This window comes from Paraburkholderia sp. FW306-02-B, from assembly GCF_058782725.1.
The window spans coordinates 1,112,080-1,131,259 of the sequence record NZ_JBYSXZ010000001.1 but is presented as its reverse complement, the minus strand read 5'-3'; the positions used below and the strand labels follow the sequence as shown (position 1 = coordinate 1,131,259).

General features: G+C 63.5%; 16 protein-coding genes. 7 read left to right on the top strand and 9 right to left on the bottom strand.

All coding sequences use genetic code 11. The annotated features are described in order from the left end of the window. The first annotated feature begins 237 nt into the window (after window positions 1-237). Entirely contained in the window at window positions 238-3,420 is a 3,183-nt protein-coding gene (ppc, locus tag AC3WOG_RS04930; protein WP_492576940.1) for a phosphoenolpyruvate carboxylase, read from the top strand. 145 nt (window positions 3,421-3,565) lie between these two features. Here ppc and AC3WOG_RS04925 read toward each other — a convergent pair whose 3' ends face one another. Beyond that, on the bottom strand, window positions 3,566-4,318 hold the full coding sequence (locus AC3WOG_RS04925) for a class I SAM-dependent methyltransferase (protein ID WP_492576939.1): 753 nt from the start codon (window positions 4,316-4,318) through the stop codon (window positions 3,566-3,568). Between the two features lie 146 nt (window positions 4,319-4,464). Between AC3WOG_RS04925 and AC3WOG_RS04920 the strand changes: the two genes are divergently transcribed. From AC3WOG_RS04920 to AC3WOG_RS04900, 5 genes are all read left to right on the top strand, one after another. Then, the gene (locus tag AC3WOG_RS04920) at window positions 4,465-5,277 is read left to right on the top strand and encodes a helix-turn-helix transcriptional regulator (protein WP_492576938.1); all 813 of its coding nucleotides are present in this window, start codon (window positions 4,465-4,467) and stop codon (window positions 5,275-5,277) included. A 147-nt stretch (window positions 5,278-5,424) separates the two neighbouring features. Continuing rightward, window positions 5,425-6,831 carry an argininosuccinate lyase gene (argH, locus tag AC3WOG_RS04915; RefSeq protein ID WP_492576937.1) on the top strand — a complete coding sequence of 469 codons (1,407 nt, stop codon included), beginning with the start codon at window positions 5,425-5,427 and terminating at the stop codon, window positions 6,829-6,831. A 310-nt stretch (window positions 6,832-7,141) separates the two neighbouring features. After that, the gene (locus tag AC3WOG_RS04910; protein ID WP_492576936.1) at window positions 7,142-7,687 is read left to right on the top strand and encodes an energy transducer TonB family protein; all 546 of its coding nucleotides are present in this window, start codon (window positions 7,142-7,144) and stop codon (window positions 7,685-7,687) included. 506 nt (window positions 7,688-8,193) lie between these two features. Further along, window positions 8,194-9,501 (top strand): MFS transporter, encoded by a 1,308-nt coding sequence (locus AC3WOG_RS04905; RefSeq protein ID WP_492576935.1) that lies wholly within the window; start codon window positions 8,194-8,196, stop codon window positions 9,499-9,501. Window positions 9,502-9,599: 98 nt separating this feature from the next. Further along, a complete protein-coding gene (locus tag AC3WOG_RS04900) occupies window positions 9,600-9,779 on the top strand; it encodes a hypothetical protein (protein ID WP_341312897.1) in 180 nt (59 codons plus the stop codon). 121 nt (window positions 9,780-9,900) lie between these two features. Here AC3WOG_RS04900 and AC3WOG_RS04895 read toward each other — a convergent pair whose 3' ends face one another. Both AC3WOG_RS04895 and waaC read right to left on the bottom strand, forming a co-directional pair. Next, complete coding sequence (locus AC3WOG_RS04895; RefSeq protein ID WP_341312898.1) at window positions 9,901-10,038, bottom strand: hypothetical protein; 138 nt, start codon at window positions 10,036-10,038, stop codon at window positions 9,901-9,903. Between the two features lie 713 nt (window positions 10,039-10,751). Next, the gene (waaC, locus tag AC3WOG_RS04890; RefSeq protein WP_492576934.1) at window positions 10,752-11,756 is read right to left on the bottom strand and encodes a lipopolysaccharide heptosyltransferase I; all 1,005 of its coding nucleotides are present in this window, start codon (window positions 11,754-11,756) and stop codon (window positions 10,752-10,754) included. A gap of 211 nt (window positions 11,757-11,967) precedes the next feature. Here waaC and AC3WOG_RS04885 point away from each other — a divergent pair, with 211 nt between their 5' ends. Then, window positions 11,968-13,389 (top strand): chloride channel protein, encoded by a 1,422-nt coding sequence (locus tag AC3WOG_RS04885; RefSeq protein ID WP_492576933.1) that lies wholly within the window; start codon window positions 11,968-11,970, stop codon window positions 13,387-13,389. Window positions 13,390-13,722: 333 nt separating this feature from the next. On the opposite strand, the gene minE is transcribed toward AC3WOG_RS04885, so the two are convergent. The 6 genes from minE to AC3WOG_RS04855 form a co-directional block, all read right to left on the bottom strand. Then, the gene (minE, locus tag AC3WOG_RS04880; protein WP_012432104.1) at window positions 13,723-13,977 is read right to left on the bottom strand and encodes a cell division topological specificity factor MinE; all 255 of its coding nucleotides are present in this window, start codon (window positions 13,975-13,977) and stop codon (window positions 13,723-13,725) included. A 14-nt stretch (window positions 13,978-13,991) separates the two neighbouring features. Continuing rightward, on the bottom strand, window positions 13,992-14,807 hold the full coding sequence (gene minD / locus AC3WOG_RS04875) for a septum site-determining protein MinD (RefSeq protein ID WP_115109699.1): 816 nt from the start codon (window positions 14,805-14,807) through the stop codon (window positions 13,992-13,994). 104 nt (window positions 14,808-14,911) lie between these two features. Beyond that, entirely contained in the window at window positions 14,912-15,757 is an 846-nt protein-coding gene (gene minC / locus AC3WOG_RS04870) for a septum site-determining protein MinC (RefSeq protein WP_492576932.1), read from the bottom strand. Window positions 15,758-15,925: 168 nt separating this feature from the next. Further along, a complete protein-coding gene (locus AC3WOG_RS04865; RefSeq protein ID WP_492576931.1) occupies window positions 15,926-16,459 on the bottom strand; it encodes a GNAT family N-acetyltransferase in 534 nt (177 codons plus the stop codon). Between the two features lie 186 nt (window positions 16,460-16,645). Further along, window positions 16,646-17,431: a type I methionyl aminopeptidase gene (gene map / locus AC3WOG_RS04860; RefSeq protein ID WP_492576930.1), complete on the bottom strand. Its 786-nt coding sequence runs from the start codon at window positions 17,429-17,431 to the stop codon at window positions 16,646-16,648. 571 nt (window positions 17,432-18,002) lie between these two features. Continuing rightward, window positions 18,003-19,160: a transporter substrate-binding and LysM peptidoglycan-binding domain-containing protein gene (locus AC3WOG_RS04855; RefSeq protein WP_492576929.1), complete on the bottom strand. Its 1,158-nt coding sequence runs from the start codon at window positions 19,158-19,160 to the stop codon at window positions 18,003-18,005. Between the last annotated feature and the right edge of the window lie 20 nt (window positions 19,161-19,180).

Genomic DNA, 19,180 nt, shown 5'->3' with positions numbered 1-19,180 from the left:
ATCCCTCGCCGGTTCACGCACGGTCGTTCGCGCACCGGGCGGCGGCATGCGCGATGATGCAGTGCAGTGCGGCGCATCGTGCGCGTATTGTGCACATCGTGCGTATTGTGCAAAGGCGCGTGGCCCAATCTCCGGCGCATGTCCATCGACGCGTATCGTTTTCCCGCAGTCCAAGTAGCAGCCACGTAGTAGCAGTCCATCATTCAATAGGCCCTGGCTTCCCTGAGGAAACCCATCGTGACGTCTTCCGGATCGGCGCGCCCTGCTCGCCGCAACACTGCATCGCCCAACGCTCAAGCGGCCGACGCCGCCGTTGCATCCGCTGCTTCCGCTGTAGAGGCCAAACCGGCCAAACGCACGGTGAAAGCGTCTAAAGCGGCGAATGCCGCCAAAACCACCAAGGCTTCCAAGGCTTCTACGCCCGTCAAAGCCGGCAAGGCGACGCAAGCCGCGACTGCCGCAAAGGCCATGAAACCGGCCAAGGCCGGATCCACGAAGATCAAGATCAAAGCCGCCGCAAGCGAAGCGGTCACGCCGCAAGCCGGGAAAGCGCCCACGCTGCAAGCTGTTTCGAAGGATACGCTCGTGCCGGCGCCGAAAAACGGCGGTCGCACGCGTGAAGACAAGGATCACCCGCTGTTCCAGGACATCCGCTATCTGGGACGCCTGCTCGGCGACGTCCTGCGCGAACAGGAAGGCGACGCGGTGTTCGACGTCGTGGAGACGATTCGTCAGACCGCAGTGCGCTTTCGCCGCGAAGACGACAGCGCCGCGGCGCAGACGCTCGACAAGAAGCTGCGTTCGCTGAGCCCGGAGCAAACGGTCAGCGTGGTACGCGCCTTCAGCTATTTCTCGCACCTCGCGAATATCGCCGAAGACCGTCACCGCAACCGTCGTCACCGCATCCATGAGCTCGCCGGCTCGACCTCGCAGCCAGGCACGGTTGCGCATGCGCTCGAACGGCTGGTCGAGGCAGGCGCCGCCGCGACGCCGGTATTGCAGCAGTTCTTCAACGAGGCGCTGATCGTGCCGGTGTTGACCGCGCACCCGACCGAAGTGCAGCGCAAGAGCATTCTCGACGCGGAGCACGATGTCGCACGCCTGCTCGCCGAACGCGATCAGCAGCTCACCGAGCGCGAGCGCGCGCACAACGAAGCGATGCTGCGCGCACGCGTCACGTCGCTGTGGCAAACGCGGATGCTGCGCGACTCGCGGCTGACCGTCGCCGATGAAATCGAAAACGCGCTGTCGTATTACCGCGCCACCTTCCTGGAAGAAATCCCGGCGCTCTACGCCGACATCGAAGACGCGCTCACCGAACACGGGCTCGCCGCCCGTCTGCCGCCGTTCTTCCAGATGGGCAGCTGGATCGGCGGCGACCGCGACGGCAATCCGAACGTCACCGCGGAGACGCTCGAGCACGCGATCACCCGCCAGGCCGCGGTGATCTTCGAACACTATATGGAGCAGGTGCACAAGCTGGGCGCGGAACTGTCGGTATCGAACCTGCTGGCCGGCGCGAGCGACGCACTGAAGGAACTCGCGGCCGCCTCGCCCGACCAGTCGCCGCATCGCGTCGACGAGCCGTATCGCCGCGCGCTGATCGGCATGTACACGCGGCTCGCGGCAAGCGCGCGCGTGCGTCTCGGCGAAGGCAGCGTGCCGGTGCGCAGCGCGGGCCGCGGCGCGGCGCCGGTGCGAGCCAAACCGTATGGCGACGCCGCCGAATTCGTGCGCGACCTGCATGTGCTGATCGATTCGCTCGCCGAGCATCATGGCGCGCCGCTCGCGGCACCGCGCCTGTCGCCGCTCGCGCGCGCCGCCGAAGTGTTCGGCTTCCATCTCGCCAGCATCGACCTTCGCCAAAGCTCCGACATCCATGAAGTGGTGATCGCCGAGTTGCTGAAACGCGCGGGCGTCGAAGACGACTATGCGTCGCTCTCCGAAGAAGACAAGCTGAAGGTGCTGCTTGCCGAACTGTCGCAGCCGCGCCCCTTGCGTCTGCCGTACGCCGGGTATTCCGATCTCGTGAAGAGCGAACTCGGCGTGCTCGAAGAGGCCCGCGTCACACGCGAGAAGTTCGGCGCGCGCGCGGTGCGCAACTACATCATTTCGCACACGGAGACGGTCAGCGATCTCGTCGAAGTGATGTTGCTGCAGAAAGAAACGGGCCTGCTGCACGGGCGCCTCGGCGACGCCAACGATCCGGCCAAGGCCGCGCTGATGGTGATCCCGCTGTTCGAGACGATCCCCGACTTGCGCGACGCCGCGCACATCATGCGCGATCTGATCGCACTGCCGGGCGTCGGCGCGCTGATCGAACATCAGGGCAACGAGCAGGAAGTGATGCTCGGCTATTCGGACAGTAACAAGGACGGCGGTTTCCTCACGTCGAACTGGGAGCTGTACCGCGCCGAGCTCGCGCTGGTGTCGCTTTTCAACGAACGCGGCGTGACGCTGCGCCTGTTCCATGGCCGAGGAGGCACGGTCGGCCGGGGCGGTGGTCCGACCTATCAGGCGATTCTGTCGCAGCCGCCGGGCACCGTCGACGGTCAGATCCGCTTGACCGAGCAAGGCGAAGTGATCGCCAGCAAGTTCGGCAATCCGGAAATCGGCCGGCGCAACCTCGAAACCGTGGTCGCGGCGACGCTCGAAGCATCGCTGCTGCCGCACGGCAACGCGCCGGCACAACTGCCCGCGTTCGAAGAAACGATGCAGCAGTTGTCCGATGCGGCGATGGCGTCGTATCGCGCGCTGGTCTACGAGACGCCGGGCTTCAAGGAGTATTTCTTCGAATCGACGCCGATCGCGGAGATTGCCGAGCTGAACATCGGCAGCCGTCCGGCTTCACGCAAATTGCAGGACCCGAAGCAACGCAAGATCGAAGATCTGCGCGCGATTCCGTGGGGCTTCTCATGGGGCCAATGCCGTTTGCTGCTGACCGGCTGGTACGGTTTCGGCAGCGCGGTGGCCGCGCATCTGGACAGCGCGCCGAGCGACGCAGAACGCGCGCGCCGTCTCGCGCTGCTGAAGAAAATGCACAAGACCTGGCCGTTCTTCTCGACCCTGCTGTCGAACATGGACATGGTTCTGGCGAAGACCGACCTCGCGGTGGCATCGCGCTACGCGCAGCTGGTGTCCGACAAGAAGCTGCGCAAGCACGTGTTCGAGCGGATCGTCGCGGAATGGGAACGCACGTCGAAGGTGTTGTCGGAGATCACCGGCAAGAGCGAGCGGCTCGCGGAGAATCCGCTGCTCGCGCGTTCGATCAAGAACCGCTTCCCGTATCTCGACCCGCTCAATCACTTGCAGGTGGAATTGCTCAAGCGTCACCGCGCGGGCGATACGAATGCGCGCGTGCGGCGCGGGATTCATTTGAGCATCAACGGGATCGCGGCGGGCCTGCGTAATACGGGTTGACGGGCACGGGCTGACGAGCACGGGCTGACGCATGTGACGTAAGCGGAGCGCTCTGTTATGCGCCCCGCTACGTCGGTCTGATTCGCTACGGCGGAATGTCGGTTTCGGCATTCCGCCGTTTTCTTTTTTCGCGACGTACTGTGGCTTATTGCGCCTCGACCATCAGCGTGTCGAGCTTGAACGAGCCGTCTTCCCGCACGTCGAAATACTGCCGCACTTCATCGGGCGAGTTGCTCCACAACGAGCGGATGGCCACTACACGCGGCTCCGGCGTGCGCATGCGCTCCACCCACGACTTGAACTCGATCGCAATCCGCCAACGCTCGCGAATCGACGCCTTGAAACCGGCTGCTTCGAAGAGCGCGATCCATTCGTCGGCGCGGTAGTCGCGAATATGCGAGCCGTCGCGCAGCAATTCCACCGCCTGAATATGCGTGTCGAGCAGCGGATGATCGGCGCCGGCAATGTCGATGAACAGCACCTTGCCGCCCGGCTTCAGTACGCGCCGCACTTCGGCCAGCGCGAGCGGCACATCGTGCCAGTGATGCGCGCTCATCCGGCTGATCACCCAGTCGAACGAATCGTCGTCGAACGGCAGCGTTTCGGCGGCGCCCTGTTGCGTGCGGATGTTGGCCAGTCCGCGATCCTTGGCGGCGCCTTCCACGGTAGCCAGCATCTGCGGTGCGATGTCATACGCGACCACTGCTTTGGCATGCGGCGCCACCGCGAAGCTCGCGTGGCCGGCGCCGCAGCCCATGTCGAGCACCGTCGCGCCCGGCGTCGCCGCGATCGATTCGGCCAGCGTCTGCAGATCGGCGCCGGTGGCATGCGTCGGACTCGTCAAATACGCGGCGGCGGTCGAGCCGAAGGCGTCGGCGACCTGATCGTGATGCTTCATGGAAGGCTCCGGTTATGTATGTAGGGTTGGACTGGAACGCCGTCTGCCGTTCCAGCCGTTACAATAGAGCCCGTCGTGTACCAGTACAAGTTAAGCAATTATTCTGGTATCAATAACACCCCTTCCACGCGCCGCTTCATCACAGAATGACCACGCCGCCCTCAGTTGACAACCCACCGCCGCTCGACGCGACGCCCGCCCGCGCGCTCGGCGACTTCATCCGTGCGCACCGCGAGCGGCTCTCGCCGCAAGCGGTCGGCTTGCCGCCGGGCCCGCGCCGCCGCACGCCGGGCTTGCGGCGCGAGGAAGTCGCACAGCTATGCGGCGTCAGCCCGACCTGGTACACGTGGATCGAACAGGGGCGGCCGGTGTCCGCATCAGCCGACGCGCTGGCGCGGATCGCGGTGGCGCTGCAACTGTCGCGTGCCGAGCGGGCGTATCTGTTCGAACTGGCCGCCCAGCGCGACCCGGCCGAGCCCGACCCGGCCGCCGCCGACGCGCCCGCCACGCTGCTGCAAACCGTGCAACTGGTCGACGCACCGGCCTATGTGCTCGACCGCCAGTGGAATGCGCTGGCCTGGAACGAACGCGCCGCCGACCTGTTCGTCGGCTGGCTGGACGGCGCGCACGACCGCAATCTGCTGCGCTACACCTTCACCGAGCCGGCCGCGCGCGAGTTGATCTTCGACTGGGAAACGCGCGCGCGGCGCCTCGCCGCCGAATTCCGCGCCGATTCGATCCGCCACCTGAACGATGCGCCCACGCGCGCGCTGATCGATTCGCTGGCCGCCGCCAGCGATGCGTTTGCGCGCTTCTGGGCGTCGCAAGATGTGGGCGGCCGCGAGGGCGGGCGGCGCGAATTCAACCATCCGCGCGACGGCCGCATCGTGTTCGACCAGATCACCTTCAAACCCGCCCATCGCGAGGATCTGAAGCTGGTCGTGCTGGTGCGCGAATAAGCGCCGCGCAGCGCCGCCATTGGGCACCACCGCCCCAGTGTTAAAATCCCTGTCTTTCTTCGCTTCGGCGGCGCCCGCGCACTGCACTGCACGTATGTACCGTACGCAAACGCCGTCAGCCTCCTCACCGCTCAACTGCCAAACACCATGACGTCCCAACTGCACAAAAAAGGCGAAGCCTGGTCGGCTCGCTTCTCGGAGCCGATGTCGGAACTCGTCAAGCGCTATACGTCGTCGGTTTTCTTCGACAAGCGTCTGGCGCTCGTCGATATCGAAGGGTCGCTCGCGCACGCCTCGATGCTGGCCGCGCAGAAGATCATCGCCACCGACGACTTCGCCGCGATCCAACACGGCATGGCGCAGATCAAGGGTGAGATCGAGCGCGGCGAGTTCGAATGGCAACTCGATCTGGAAGACGTCCACCTGAACATCGAAGCGCGCCTGACCGCGCTGATCGGCGACGCCGGCAAGCGCCTGCATACCGGCCGCTCGCGCAACGACCAGGTGGCGACGGATATTCGTTTGTGGCTGCGCGGCGAGATCGACCGGATCGGCGGTCTGCTGAAGGATCTGCGCACCGCCCTGCTCGACATGGCTGAGAAGAATGCGTCGACCATCATGCCCGGCTTCACGCACTTGCAAGTCGCGCAACCGGTCACGTTCGGCCATCACCTGCTGGCCTACGTCGAAATGTTCTCGCGCGATGCCGAGCGGATGTTCGATTGCCGCAAGCGCGTGAATCGTCTGCCGCTGGGCGCGGCCGCCTTGGCGGGCACCAGTTACCCGATCGACCGTCACGCGGTGGCGAAGACGCTGGGCTTCGACGGCATCTGCGCGAACTCGCTCGATGCGGTGTCCGATCGCGACTTCGCGATCGAATTCACGGCGGCATCGGCATTGGTGATGACGCACGTGTCGCGCTTCTCGGAAGAACTGGTGCTGTGGATGAGCCCGCGCGTGGGCTTCATCGATCTGGCCGACCGTTTCTGCACCGGTTCGTCGATCATGCCGCAGAAGAAGAACCCGGACGTGCCCGAACTGGCGCGTGGCAAGACGGGCCGCGTGAACGGTCATCTGATGGCGTTGCTGACGTTGATGAAAGGCCAGCCGCTCGCGTACAACAAGGACAACCAGGAAGACAAGGAGCCGCTGTTCGACACCGTCGATACGGTGGCCGATACGCTGCGCATCTTCGCTGAAATGGTCGCCGGCATCACGGTGAAGCCGCAAGCCATGCGCGACGCCGCGCTGCAAGGCTTCTCCACCGCAACCGATCTCGCCGACTACCTGGTCAAGCGCGGCCTGCCGTTCCGTGACGCGCACGAAGCGGTCGCGCTGGCGGTGCGGGTGTGCGTCGATCGCGGCTGCGATCTGGCCGACCTGACGCTCGAAGAAATGCGCACCGAGCTGCCGAATGTCGCGCATCTGATCGGCGAAGACGTGTTTTCGTATCTGACGCTCGAAGGGTCGGTGGCGAGCCGCAATCATGCGGGCGGCACGGCGCCCGAACAGGTGCTTGCCGCCGTCAAAGCTGCGCGTGACGCGTTGAAGTAACGCGACTCGTCGAGCGATACTCAAAAGGCGAACCCATCGGCGGGTTCGCCTTTTTTGTTTTCAGGCTATGGAAGCGCGAGGCGCACCAAAAAGAAAAGCCCACACGAAGCGGGCTAAATGAAAGACTTCCACCGATGCCTCTCAAAAGAGGCCATCAGAGTGTAGGCGTGTTTCGGCCGCAGAGGAATCGGGCCTTATTTCAAGCCATTACAAAGCGCGCGATCAACTCTCTCGCAGGGCGAACGCCAATTGCATCCTTGCGCTTTTTGACTACCATCAAGTTAGATCTGGCTTCAATGCTTCCACGACGATGCTCAGCCGCACGCGTCACCTTCGCCGCTTGACTGGACGCTTCGCTTCGCGCGTCTGCGCATGTCTATCGCACCTGCGCAGCAGCGTGGCGTTGGCGACGGTTTCGGTTTTCGCGCTCGCCGTGACCGGCTGCACCATCACGCTGCCGCAACGGTCGATCGTCGAGACGCCGGTGGTCGCCATCAACAGCGCGACGCTCGATCAGTACCGCAGCGCCGTCGCCCAACGCATCATCGAGCGCAATCCGTCCTATGTGCTGCGCGGCCCGCCGCAAGCGATGCTGCGCTCGCTGGTAGTGGTCTCGTTCACGGTCGACGGCAACGGTCAGGTGGTCCAATCGGCGGTGTATCGCACCAATGGCGACGACGAAGCCGAGAGCACCGCGCTGGCCACATTGCGCCGTGCCGCGCCGCTACCGCAGCCACCCGGCAAATTGCTGAACAGCCGCGGCCAGATCGAACTGTTCGAAGACTGGCTCTTCAACGACGACGGCAAATTCCAGCTGCGGACATTCGCTTCGCCGCAAGCGCAGACCATCGACTGAACGTGGGTTCGGAACAGCGAACCGCGCGGCAAGCCCTAGCCCGCCTTGCTGCGCCGCGGCTACGCTCGCTATAATTTTCCGACTCCTCCCGCCGGAGCCTTCCGGCACGGCTGTCGCCGCCCGCTCACCCGCCGGCGCGGCGAGAGCCCGATAGCAGCGCCGCCGCGTCATCCGCGCGCGCCGTCTGCTCGATGCATTGCTTAATGCTCGATGGTTAGCGCATGGCGCTGAACCGGCCGCCTAGCGCTTCGCGCGCCGCCCGCTTGATGCCGGTTCGATGCCTGCAACACACCCGGTTATTCCCTGGCATTGCCGCTTTCGCGCAGGTTCGCTGCCGGCTGCCGTTGTAAGCTGCCGCGCATCGTCGCTCGCGCCGCGCCTGGCCGCGCCTTTACAAGCCAGCGAGACGCGCCGAGACACACGAACTTAAACAAAGATGCTGCCTGAACTTGCGCCCCCCAACGAGGGCCGGTGACCGGCGGCGTCACGACACATGGAGACCCTGCATGTCCATTTCGCCGATTTCCGCGGCCCAGTCCAATGCGGCCGGGCAGAACAGCAGTGCGCGGATCATCTTCGCGAGCTTTATCGGCACCGCGATCGAGTTCTACGATTTCTACGTCTATGCGACCGCTGCGGCGCTCGTGATCGGACCGGTGTTTTTCCCGCACGGTTCGGCGACCGCTCAGGCCTTGTCGGCCTTCGTCACGTTCGGCATCGCGTTCATCGCACGGCCGATCGGCTCGTTCCTGTTCGGCCATTTCGGCGACCGGATCGGCCGTAAATCGACGCTGGTCGCTTCGCTGCTCGTGATGGGCGTATCCACCACGCTGATCGGCCTGGTGCCGGGCTACGACTCGATCGGCAGCCTCGCACCGATCCTGCTGTGCATTTTGCGTTTCGGTCAGGGTATCGGCCTCGGCGGCGAATGGGGCGGCGCCGCGCTGCTCGCCACCGAAAACGCGCCGGCCGGCAAGCGCGGCTGGTTCGGGATGTTCCCGCAACTTGGGCCGTCGATCGGTTTTCTGGCGTCCAACGGTTTGTTCTTCGGCCTCGCGCTGTCGCTCTCCGACGAGCAATTCCGCAGCTGGGGCTGGCGCGTGCCGTTCCTCGTCAGCGCGGTGCTGGTCGCGCTCGGCCTGTATGTGCGTCTGAAGATCGCCGAGACGCCGGCCTTCCAGGCGGCCATCGAACGCGAGGAACGCGTGAAGGTGCCGATCGCGACGCTGCTCTCGCAGCACTGGCTGCCGACGCTGCTCGGCGCACTGGCGATGGTGGTTTGCTACACGCTGTTCTACAACGCAACGACCTTCTCGCTGTCGTACGGCGTGTCGGTGCTGCACATTCCGCGGCCGACCTTCCTCGGCATGCTGTGCATCGCGGTGGTGTTCATGGCGCTCGCCACACCGCTGTCGGCATGGGCCAGCGACCGCTATGGCCGCAAGCCGGTGCTGATCGTCGGCATCATCGCAGCGATCCTGTCGGGCTTCACGATGGCGCCGCTGCTCGGCAGCGGTCAAACGCCGCTGGTGCTGTTGTTCCTCGTGATCGAACTGTTCCTGATGGGCGTGACCTTCGCGCCGATGGGCGCGTTGCTGCCGGAACTGTTCCCGACCAACGTGCGCTACACCGGTGCAGGCGTGTCGTATAACCTCGGCGGGATTCTCGGCGCGTCGGTGGCGCCGTATATCGCGCAAGTGCTGGCCGCGCACGGCGGACTGAGCTGGGTAGGCGCGTATGTGTCGATCGCCGCGGCCGTCAGCATGATCGGCGTGCTGTGCATGCGCGAGACGCGCGATACACGTTTGATGTAAGGAAGCTAGCTGCGTCCTGAGTCAATCCCTGTCTTGCGCGTCTTTTTGACTTGCCTATACTCGAGTCGAATAACCCTTTGGCAAGCAGGGAGGCCTGGATGAACATTCATCTCCACAACGCAGACGTCGTGATGATCATTGCGCTCGCGTTACTGTGTTCGCTGCTGCTGGCGCTGCGCTTTCGTCCTGCGACATGGAAAGGCCTCGTCGTGGAAGCGCTGGCCGCGAACGCGGCGGCGATCACGGCCGTGATCGCTTTCGAAATGCTGCTAGCCTGAGCGCTGCGGCGCCGCCTCGCGAGGCGGCCCGCGCCACGGTTGCGACTGCCAGGCCCCATGTCCATCCTATGCAGGCCAATGGCGGTCGCGTGGCTCAGCGCTGTGCATGCGCGGCGAGCCGCTACCGATAATAGTAGCCGCCGTGATGGTAGTAGCCGCCACCGCCATAGTAATAACCCGGCGCCGGGGCGACGATGCAGCCGCCAAGCGCCGTTGCCAGCAGCGAGCCTGCAATCAAGGTCAGGATTAAGCGTTTCACGTTGTTCTCCCTTTCGTGTCAGAGTCATTCGAGCCAAACCCCGAATGACTCGATTGAACACGACGCCGCCTCTCACGAGCGTTGCGATATGTAAGGGAAGATCACCAACGTGTTACACGATTGCGCGCTGTAATCGGCAAGTTGTCGAGCGTGGCCGCGACGAGTTCACATCAGAAGAACACACCGCCTATACTGCGTTGAGCACCCGCATCCGGCGCAGGCCCTGCCGGCGGCGGGTGTCCGGATAAAGCGCGTATGAAGTGCATGAATTAGCCGCGCCAGCGTACCAGGCCTGGAGCCACGGCGACCTGGAAAACAGCACACGTGGCCAATTAGGTGCTGAACGAAAAGCGACAGATTTAACAGGCGTGTAATGCGCAACGCCGACTCGGACACAGCGGGACCGGCTGCGGGCGACCGGCTGCGGGTAAGCGGCACAGGAACGGGCGAACGCTCGCGCCATTTGCCGAGCAGAATGAACCATTGAACTCGACAACCGCATGGCGGTCTTTCCAGAACTGAGCTCGGCTACTCGACGTGACCGCTCAGTGCTTTACCGGGTTTGTTCATTGCATTGATTCCTCTTCGCCCGCAGTTCCCCGACGCGGGCGTTTTTCGGAGGCGTTCCGTGGCAGCGCTCGTTTGATTGAGCGAGTGCGCGTCGCGCCTCTTTTCTTTTGCTCAAACGGTTTGCGTGAAAACGCGAGAAACGCTCAGGCTGCGGCCGAGCCGCGCACTGTTTCGACGGCGTTCGGGTCGGTGCACACGTAGTCGACCGCGTCCAGCGCCGCGCCGATCGACGGCACCGAACGGCCGTCACCGATGGAGATCGAACGGAACGGCGCTTCGACGCCGCAATGCGACGGCGACGTCGCGACGAAGATCATCACGGTGCGCTTCTGCAACGCATGCGCGAGGTGGACGAAGCCGGTATCGGTGCCGACCACCAGCGCGCACGCCTCGATCATCTGCGCGATTCCGGTCACGCTCATCTTCGGCAGGACGGTTGCGCGCGGCACCTGCGCGGCAATTTTCTCCGCCTCGGCTCGCTCGCCCTCCGAGCCCCATGGCAGCACCACCTGAAAACCGCGTTCAGCCAGCTCGCCGCCAATTGCCACCCAATGCGGGATCGGCCACTTCTTGTCGTCTTTGGAGGTGGCATGAAACAGCGCGGCGACCGGCGCGCTACCCGGCGCGAACGGCGCTACGGATGGCGCCGGCAGGCGCAGATTGTAGATGGCCGGCCCCTCGACCTCGTAGCCGAGCGCTTGCCCCGTGCTGATACGCATACCGTGCCACGCATTGCACTGCGGACGCGGGCCGAAGCGGCCGGTATAGGCAAACGCGGCGCCGCGCTCGCCGAGATCCTGGGACCGATAGCCGATACGCTGCGACGAGCGCGCCAGAAAGGCGATGATCGCGCTCTTGTAGACACCGTGAATGTCGACGATGAAGTCGTAGTGATATGCGCGCAATTCGGCGATCGACGCGGCGATCGACTTGAAATCGGCCCAGCGGCGCGCTTTCTTGAAACGGCGCAGCGGCGCGCACAGCACGCGATCCACGCCCGCGCTCCATTGCACCACTTCGGCAAATGCTTCGTCAGCCGCCCAGTCCACTTGAACGCCGGGATACGCGCGTTTAATGTCGGCGACAACCGGCAGCGCCTGCACGATATCGCCGAGTGATGTGACCTTGACGATAAGGACTCGCTTCATTGAGGACCTGTTAGTTGTTCAAACGTCAAACTATTTTAGCCGACGATTGGGGTAATCACGATTGAAGGGCGCAGCGCGCAATGCGGTTCTTAATACAACGCGTTACATGACATGCCTTACAAATCAAGTTTTACTATATTTCAAAATACCTTCACAGTCTCGCGCAGACACAGCGGCCGCTATAATTTACCCTTTGCTCAAGCACACCCCAATGTCGCGGGCACTTCCTCCTCTCTCCAGCAGCATCGTGCGTCGCGCAAGACGCCTGTGGCGGCAGTACGGTGTGTTCTGGCTTGGTGCGGTGGCGGTCGGCCTGATCGCGGTTCTGTATGCAAGGCTCATCGATTGGGGCTACGGCGAATTCCGCGCGATGCAGCAACAGCACGTGTGGGCGCCGCTGATCGTCACGCCCGCGGTCGCCGCGCTGGCCGTATGGCTCACGCGCACGTTCTTCCGCGGCGCCGAAGGCAGCGGCATTCCACAAGTCATCGCCACCTTGCATTCGAAACCCGGCGAATCCGGCGCGCGGCTGCTGTCGTTCCGCATACTGTTCGGCAAGATCGCCGTGTCGTTTCTGGCGATTCTCGGCGGCTTTACGATCGGCCGCGAAGGACCGACCGTGCAAGTCGGCGCGGCGTTGATGTTCAATCTGCGCCGGCTTTATCCGCGTTCGAACGCGCTGATCGAACGGCAACTGGTGCTGGCGGGCGCGGCAGCGGGCCTGTCCGCGGCCTTCAATACGCCGTTGGCGGGAATCGTATTCGCCATCGAGGAATTGACGCGCAGCTTCGAGGCGCGCGCGAGCGGCGTGCTGATTACCGCGATCATCATCGCCGGCGTGATCGCGCTCGGGTTGAACGGCAACTACACCTATTTCGGCACGATCCAGATCGGCGCGCACTTCCCCGATCTGCTGGCGGTGGCCGTCCTGCTTACGGCGATCGTCACCGGCATCGCGGGCGGCGTGTTCGGCTGGCTGCTGCTGAACACCGCGCGCTGGATTCCGGCACAACTGCGCCGGTTGCACGGCGAACGGCCGATTGCGTTCGCCGCGCTGTGCGGTTTCGCGATCGCGGCGGTCGGTCTGATCTCGGGCGGCACGACCTTCGGCAGCGGCTATGCGGAAGCGCGCGGCCTGCTCGACGGGCACGAACACTTGTCGGTGTTCTACCCGTTCCTCAAGATGGTCTCGATGGTCGGCTCGTATCTGCCGGGCATTCCCGGTGGCATCTTCGCGCCGTCGCTGTCGATCGGCGCGGGCTTCGGCAATCTGCTGCACATGGTGTTCGGTTCGATGCAGTTGCCGATGCTGATCGCCCTCGCGATGGTCGGCTATCTGGCCGCCGTCACGCAGTCGCCGATTACGTCGTTCGTGATTGTGATGGAGATGATCGATGGTCATGCTCTGGTGATTTCGCTGATGGCCACGGCGCTGATCGCGAGCCGCGTGGCGCGTTTCTTCGCGCCGCCGCTGTATGACGCGCTGGCCCAGCGCTACATGGCGCCGCTGCCGCAACCGGCGCCCGCGACGGTGCCGGAAGTGCCCGAAGTCGAAGCGCCCGAGCCTGCCGTGGTAGAAACGGTCAACGGCGACACTCCCGCTGAAGACGGCACCGCCGCCGCACGTCAGTAGACGACAACCGCCGGCGCGCGCAGATGCACCGGCGGCAATCAATACGGCCTGAGGGAGCAGCAAGCGAACGGTCCCGTTCATGTTTTCCCTCTGTGGATAGACACCGAATGCGGCGTTATCCGTTTAATGCGCGAGGGCATGAACAGGCTGACTGCCCGCGTGTAACGGGCGGCCCTGAAGCGCAACGGATAATTTCGGCGGCGGCGTGGCGACGCGGGTTGCGACACAAGCGGCGGCACGCGAAAAAAGCGTTGACACGCCCCGCCCCATCGCGTTACATCGACGAAACGAGGCGAAGCGCGCGGCACATCATGAGCAGCAAGCCCTGGACAATCAGGCCTGCGGTATTTCGATCTTGACCTCGAGCACTTCGAGATCGTCCTGGCGCTCGAGACTCACGCGAATATCGTCATGGGAGATCTTCACGTACTTCGAAATCACGGCCACCAGTTCGCGTTGCAACGCCGGCAGGTAATCGGCAGGCGCGTGGCCGCCGGCGCGCTCATGCGCGATGATCAACTGCAGGCGTTCCTTCGCTACCGACGCGGACTTCTTCTTCTCGCCCAGCAAAAACGAAAGAATCGACATTACGTGCGCTCCCCTTACTTGGTGCCGAAGAGGCGCTGCAACAGGCCTGGCTTCTGGTAATCGGTAAAGCGAAGCGACTTCTGCTCGCCGAGGAAACGCGACACGACATCCTTATAGGCTTCAGCCACATCCGTGCCGTCCATGTGCACAGCAGGCAGGCCCTGGTTCGACGCGTGCAGCACCGCTTCCGATTCCGGAATCACGCCGATCAGGTCGATGCGCAGGATTTCCTGGATGTCAGTGAGCGACAGCATTTCGCCTTCGCTGACGCGCTTCGGGTTGTAGCGCGTGATCAGCAGGTGTTCCTTGATCGGCTCCTTACTTTCGATCGCGCGCTTGGTCTTCGACGACAGAATGCCGAGGATACGGTCCGAGTCACGCACGGACGACACTTCCGGGTTCGTCACGATCAGTGCTTCATCGGCGAAATGCATGGCCAGCAGCGCGCCCGATTCGATACCCGCAGGCGAATCGCAGACGATGTATTCGAAGTCCATCGCGATCAGATCGTTGATGACCTTCTCGACGCCTTCCATGGTCAGCGCGTCTTTGTCACGCGTTTGCGAGGCCGGCAGGATGAACAGGTTCTCGCATTTCTTGTCCTTGATCAGCGCCTGATTCAGGTTGGCTTCGCCCTGGATCACGTTGATCAGGTCGTACACCACACGGCGCTCGCAGCCCATGATGAGGTCGAGATTACGCAGGCCGACGTCGAAGTCGATCACAGCGGTTTTGCTGCCGCGCAACGCGAGGGCCGATGCAAAACTCGCGCTCGTGGTCGTCTTGCCCACGCCACCCTTGCCCGAAGTCACCACAATGATTTTTGCCATTACCCTTACCTTGTGTTCGTCAAATTCATCAATTATGTGCGGCCATATTTGCTGTGAAACGGCGCATGCCGGGTACGTTCAGGGCAGCGCGCGCTTCACACAAATCAGGTGAGCCGCAACGGTTCGATCATCAGTTTTTCTTCATCGAGCCAGATCTGCACCGGCTTGCCGAGCACGTCGGCAGGCAGCGGGTTCTCGGTCGTTCGATAGATGCCCGCGATCGAGATCAGTTCCGGCTCGAGACACGTACAGAAAATGCGCGCGTCGTGATTGCCCTGCACGCCGGCCAAAGCCCGGCCGCGCAGCGGCGCGTAAATATGGATGTTGCCTTCCGCGATGACTTCCGCGCCGTAGCTCACCAGACCGAGCACGACCAGATCGCCCTTTGCGTAGATGCGCTGGCCGGAGCGCAACGGTTTGTCGACCACCATCGTTTGCGACGAGGTGGCGAGGCGTACGGGCTCGGCGGCGGGTGCGGGTTCGACTGCGGCAGCCGTGGCCGGGGTGCCTGCTTCAGGCATGTCGGCGCCAGCGAAGAGATCGGCCGGTGGCGTGGCCGTCGCGGCGGTCGCTACCGGCGCCGCAGCGGCCGCGTTCGCGGCCTCTTCGTCAGCGGATTTTGCGGCGGCGCCGCGGCGATCGCGCGCTTCGAGCAACGGCAACGCCGACTCGGCCGCCCACGCCTGCTGCACGTTGGCGACCACGCCCACCGGGCGCATGCGCACGCTCTCGAGCAACTGTGCGATCTCGGCGAGCGGCACGCGTTCGCTCTCGGCGAGGCGGCGCACGTCGATCGCGACGACGTCGTTAGCGAAAAATTCCGGGGTCGCCTCGAAGCGCCGGGTCAGTTCAGCACGCATGGCTTCGAGGTCGGTTGTCTTGACCACGAACAGGAGCGTGTCGACAGAGCCGCTGCGGAGTTCGAAAAAGGGCGATTTCTTGGGCGACATAGCGTTCGGCAAAAAATTTTGCGTATTTTACAGGCGTCCACGCGGGCGGCGAGCTTTTTTGCCGATAGAACGCGCGGCCGCGGCCGCGCTTTAGCCGGGCAATTGGCCACGAACGCTGTAGCGACGCGGATGGGAATCGAGCGGCAGGCTGCTGCGCCGCTCGCGAGATCACTGCTGAAACACCTGCGACGTGCTCGGCACGTGGCGCACCAGCAGGCTTTCCGCCTGCTCGGGCGCACGCGCGACGCGGCGATGCTCGCCGGTCGGGCCGAAGCCAAGCGCCTCGTAAAAGCGCATGGCATTGCGGTTGGCGTCGGCGACCCATGCGTAGATTTCCATCGCGCCTTCGTTCGCGAGCCAGGCACTGGCCGTGTCGACCAGCAGCTCGCCGCCCCGCAGATGACGCACGGCCGGGGCCACCCACAACTCGCCGACGAACGCACGGGGCGCCGCCGTATCGTCGAAATGTGCCTCGATCAATCCGGCCGGATGGCCCTCGGTGTAGAGGATGAAGCTGGTGACGGTGAAGGAAACGGCGTGTGCGGCGGCGGTGGCGTCGAAACTCGCGGCATCCGCCGACAAAGCGTCCTCTAGCGTTTCGCCGAAGGCATAGGGCGCCTCCCGCAGCGACGCAGTACGGAGTTCGCGAAAAACAGCGCCCTGATCAGCGGCGATACGGCGAACGGTCAATGACGGACTCATGCAGACGAAAACCCCTTGAAATCCTAACGCGTAGCTTTAACCGAACCGGCGCGCGAGTCAAATCCTTATTTGCAGGAGGTGACGGCGGCGCGGGGCCAAGGCACAGGAGCCGCGCGCAATCTGCGCGGCATGTCGCCCGGCCGCCGCCTGCCCTGCTGGTTCGGGCGCTGCGCCTGGGCGACGCGCTCAGGGTGCCTCGTAGTCACCGGTGCCGTCAGGCCACGGCGTGAGCAGCTCGTAGCCGTCTTCGGTCACGGCAACCATATGCTCCCATTGGGCCGACAGCGAACGATCTTTGGTGACCACGGTCCAGCCGTCGCGCTGCACCGCGGTGCCGGCGCGGCCCGCGTTGATCATCGGCTCGATCGTGAAGACCATGCCGGGCTTCAGACGCACGCCCTGCCCCGGCTGGCCGTAGTGCAGCACTTGCGGGTCTTCGTGGTACACCTTGCCGATACCGTGCCCGCAGTAATCGCGCACGATCGAGAAGCCGTCGCGCTGCGCGGTCTTCTGGATCGCGTAACCGACATCGCCGAGCGTCGCGCCCGGCTTCACCTCGCGGATGCCCGCCAGCATTGCTTCGTAGGTCGTGTCGATCAGTTGGCGCGCCACCGTGCTCGGCTGGCCGACGCAGTACATACGGCTGGTGTCGCCGAAGTAGCCGTCCTTGATGATCGCGACGTCGATATTGATGATGTCGCCGTCCTTCAGGATTTCGCTGCGATTGGGTATGCCGTGGCACACCACCTGGTTGACCGAGGTGCAGACCGTCTTCGGAAAGCCCAGGTAGCCGACGTTCGCCGGAATCGACTTTTGCGTGTTGACAATGTAGTCGTTGCACAGCGCGTCGAGCTCGTCGGTGGAGACACCGGCCTTGACGTGCTCGCCGATCATCGCTAGCACGTCGGCCGCGAGCCGGCCGGAGATGCGCAGCTTGGCGATGTCGTCGGGAGTCTTGTAGGTAATGGCCATGAATTCAGTCGATGGGGTCGATGTTTAAAGTACGCGCCGCACGCGGCGTGGCGGTGCGGATACGCGTCCCAGGTGTGCAGAACCGGGCTTGCCATGATGCCGCTTGAAGAGGTCCGCGAACGGGCTCACGCCGGTTTTCGATCGGGCAATTGTACAGAGGATCGGCGGGAGGTCTCGGCGAATCGGGTAGAGACACGCGATGCGGCCTTCAATGAGGCGCATGCTGCGAACGCACATTGGCGTTCTTTTGCGTGCGTTGTATCGCGTGAGCAACAGGTGGACGTGCTCCGAGTCGGGATCCAAAAAATAATCAGCGTCCCTGAGCTATGCATTCGATCGCCATGTCGAGCGTCGTTTGCGGCGCAGGCGGTTTTTCAGAGGCGCCGGTGGGACGGGTGATGGCGCGGCGATCAAGGCGCGAGGAGGACGATGTGCCGGTGCGGACCCGGATCCCGCTAGCGACGCCAAACACCGAACTCGACGACGCTAATGCATAACAGACACGCCGGCACGACCGCCGTACAACGCGGTCGTGCCTGTCACGCATACCTCACGCGGGGCGGCTGCCGCTTCAGCGCACCGGAATGATCAGATGCTGCCCGATCAGAATGAGGTTGGGGTTCGGCAGGTTATTGCGCCTCTGTACTTCCACATATCGCGTGCCGCTTCCCAACTGACTCGCGGCGATCGCGTTCAGCGTGTCGCCCGAGCGGACCACGTACGTCTTCTCGCCGCTGGTCGCGGCCGTGGTGAGCACCTGATTGCTGATGAAGTATTTGCGCAGCAGATCGAGGTACGCGGGGGATTGCTTGACCTTCGCGATCGCCGAGTTCAGGTAGATCAGGAGCGCGCTGTCTTCCTTGCGTACGCCGATTTTGTACGACAGGTTGGAGCCGTCCAGCTTCGTGACGGCGAACGTCAGGTCGGTGTCCTTGATCTCCGACACGCCGAACGGATAGTCGTAGACGATTGCGTCGACCTGATGCCCGTCCAGGAAGTGCGCCATCCAGGACCGCTGCCCCTCGATACTCGCATCCGACAGTTCGACGATTTTGCTATCCGGGAACGCTTTCTGGGCAAACGCTTTCACATCCGGATCGCCTTGCAGGATACCGACCGTTTTGCCCGACAGATCGGCCGCTGAGCGAACCGGCGAACCCTTTGCGACGATCAACGAATAGCCGAAGTCGTCCACATACGGAATCGAATAGACGACGCCGCCTGGGGTGTTGTCGGGAAAGGTGAGTCCGTCCATTGCAACGTCGACGACCGCGTTGCCTTGCTTGTCGGTTTTGGTCAGCTGATCAGGGACCGCCGGATACGTATCCACGCCGTGATGCGTGTCGACCGTGACAGTGGGATGGTCGCTGGAGGTGAACTCTTTCTGCGCAAACAGCAGATTGGCGAAGTCGACATTGAAGCCTTGCGGCTTGCCATTGTCTTCAGAGTAAAACGGCCGCGACGGATTTTCGACGCTGACCCGCACGACGCCGTTGCTCAAAATGGACTTCAGCGTGTCCTTATTCGGCACGAAACCATCCGGATTGCTCGGGGCCGGCGTTTTTGCCGCATCGGATTTGTTCGAACCGATGTCCACTCCGTTCGCCGCCACGGTGTCTTTGTCAGCGCTCTGCCCAGCGTTAAAGGTATTTTTAAGGCCGCCTTCGTGGATATACCAACCGGCAGCCAGCAAGACCAGAAAAAGAACCGAACCCAGAATTTTCTTCATTTTTGATCGAGTTGAGTTAT